Annotated in this window: 4 protein-coding genes; 1 reads left to right on the forward strand and 3 read right to left on the reverse strand. The window is 68.2% G+C overall.

The window, feature by feature from the left end; all coding sequences use genetic code 11:
- Window positions 1-318: hypothetical protein (locus tag DIZ27_RS49185; RefSeq protein ID WP_375232096.1), on the reverse strand; the 318-nt coding region annotated here is incomplete at its 3' end.
- Window positions 319-367: 49 nt separating this feature from the next.
- Window positions 368-592 (reverse strand): hypothetical protein, encoded by a 225-nt coding sequence (locus DIZ27_RS44995; protein ID WP_109383991.1) that lies wholly within the window; start codon window positions 590-592, stop codon window positions 368-370.
- A gap of 235 nt (window positions 593-827) precedes the next feature.
- Between DIZ27_RS44995 and DIZ27_RS45000 the strand changes: the two genes are divergently transcribed.
- Window positions 828-1,976, forward strand: a complete 1,149-nt coding sequence (locus DIZ27_RS45000) for a hypothetical protein (RefSeq protein WP_109383992.1) — start codon at window positions 828-830, stop codon at window positions 1,974-1,976.
- 213 nt (window positions 1,977-2,189) lie between these two features.
- Here the strand turns inward: DIZ27_RS45000 and DIZ27_RS45005 are convergent.
- Window positions 2,190-2,404, reverse strand: a 215-nt coding sequence (locus DIZ27_RS45005; protein WP_181383869.1) for a transposase, incomplete at its 5' end; no start/stop codon positions are given.

A 2,404-nucleotide genomic window follows, 5' to 3' on the forward strand; every position in this document is an offset into this window, starting at 1 on the left:
GCCGTCCGTTGCCGCCACCTGCGCGGCGGCTGMGTGCAGGAAGGAGAGGTAGACCTCGTAGCGGTGGGGCGACCAGTCCCGGTCCCTCCATACCCAGGCAGCGACCGATCCGTCGGGGTCGTGACCCGTCTCCCGGCCGGCCACAGCGGCCAAGGACCGCAGACGCCGGGCCAGGAGGCGGTCAAGAATGAGTGGCTCGGGGCCGCTCGCAGGTGGCACCGTCTTGCCTGCGAAGTACAGGAACTTGGTGAAGAAGGACGGTCCGAACAGGCGAGTTGGAGACGGTGGTTGGCGACGGTGACGGAGGAGATGCTGCACCAGTGCGACGAGCCGTGGCGGAGGCGACAGTCGAAGCCCCTGCCCCGCGTCATCGCCGTATGACGAGGGCGACGACGCCGACGATGGCGGCGAGCGCGCTCATGACGGCGGCGCCTACACCCAGGGGCTGCGCGAGACTCGGATACTCGCGGACGAGGTAGACAGCTGCACCGGTGATCAGCAGCCCCATCACCAGGGCGAGGAGAAGCACCACCAGGCGCAGCTCCTGGTGGTCGCGGTCCTGACGACGAAGGTCGTCCGTGTCGGTGGTCATACGAGGTGAGTTCCTTTGCGGATCGGGCGCGCAACAGCAGCGCCCACGGCCGGGCGCGCTGCATGGTGCAGCGGTCAGGTGACTTCCAACGTGGCTGATCCGCAATGTCGTTGGTACGCTATCCGGTTGCCACTCCTCTGCCATTTCAGAGGACAGGCGCCAAACTGACCGGACGAAGGTGGGGGGTCTCTAAAAACCGGTCCGTAGCCGATGCGGGCGCCGATACCTTCGCGCCATGTCTTCCAGTAACGGTCCCAGCGCGGCCGACCAGCAGCTCATTGATCACGCGGCGCGTCATGGCCTCACCGTCACCGCGAAGCAACTGGCGGGCTGGCGGCGTGCCGGACTGCTACCGGGCAACGTCCCCGGCGGAGGTCTTGGCCGTGGCAGGGGCAGCACTTCCTCGCCGCCTCCCGAGAGCTTCGACCTGGTCCTGGCTCTCGGGAGGCGTGCCGGCCGGGGCAAGAGGCCGGCGGACCTGGCCCTGCTGCTGTTCGCAGACGGTCTCCCGGTTCCCGAGGCGACGGTGCGGGCCGCTTTCCGCACTGCCGTGGACACCGTCGCCCTTCCTGACGAGGACGACGACTCGAGCGACAACCTGGACCTGGACAGGCGCCTGGACCACCTCGCCGACTGCCTCGCCGAGACCGGCCAGGTGGTCACCCTTGTCCCCGCTCGAGCCCGTCGTATCGACGAGTGCATCGCCCGCGCCCTGGGCGAACCTCCCGCAGCGCTGGCCGAGCTGGACAAGAACGCCGGACCGTCCACGCTGACGCCGCAGGACGCTGCGCTGTCCGCCGTGACCGCGACGCTCGGCGGCTCCCTCTCCCTGCAGGAGATCGGGGACCTGCTGCGCGCGTTGCATCCGGGCATGGCCGCTCACCCGATCGCCTCGCTCGTCGAGACCACCCAGCAGGACGTCCCGGATGCTGCGGCCAGGGTGCTGGCAAACGACGGTACGCTGACCGTCATTCCTGACGGCGACGCCCGCGACCTGTTGCATAACGTGGCCGACACGGCGTCGCTGGAAGACCTGGCCGCCGGCTGGAAGACTGCCCTGCAAGTGCGCGAATGGGCTCTGGACCTGTGTGAGCGGGTGGAAGGCGAGTTGGATGCTGGACAGCTCGGGGAGGCCGTCGAGGAGTGGCTGCACGGCAGGCAGATGCTGTCCGGGCTGTCCGGCATCGAGACCCTGCGCGACCGCCGTTGGTCACCGTTGAAAGGTGCTCTCTCGGCGCTGACGTTGCTGTTCCAGCGTACGATGTTCGAAGTGATCGACGGTTTGGTGCCCGACTGTCAGTGGCACGTCCTGGAGATGCCGGGGGTGCTGCCGCCGCCCGTCCGTGCCCTGATCCTTCCCAAAGCCGCCAGCTCGGTCGACTGAGCAGGGTCGGGACCGCAGCGGCTGTGCTGACCTCCTGTCGGGGAAGCAGCAACGGCCCTGGGGCGCGTGCTCCAGCCTCGTACGGGCCGAAGGCCAGTTGAGCGATGACCCTACGAAGAGCCATCAAGTGTGTTGGGGAGGGACGGGCACCGGGTTGCGTCCTGGGAAGTGGTGTACGGGCTCCCACCTATTGAGCCGAAACTGGTGGGTTTCCTACTCGATCGTGTAGCGGACGTGGCGGGCTCTGAAGTAGCCGCAGACGATGCGGGGTTGGCGCTGCCTGCGGTGCAGGAAGCGCCGGGTCTCGCGGGCGAGGTCGTCGACGGAGGTGGCGCGGGCGGCGTGGACGTGGTGTTTCAGATCGGCGTTCAGCAGCTCGTCGGGGTTGAGCTCGGGGCTGTATCCGGGCATCAGGTGCAGCTCGATCC

The sequence above is a fragment of the Streptomyces sp. NWU339 genome (genome assembly GCF_003143855.1).
In the GTDB taxonomy this organism is placed as follows: Bacteria; Actinomycetota; Actinomycetes; order Streptomycetales; family Streptomycetaceae; genus Streptomyces.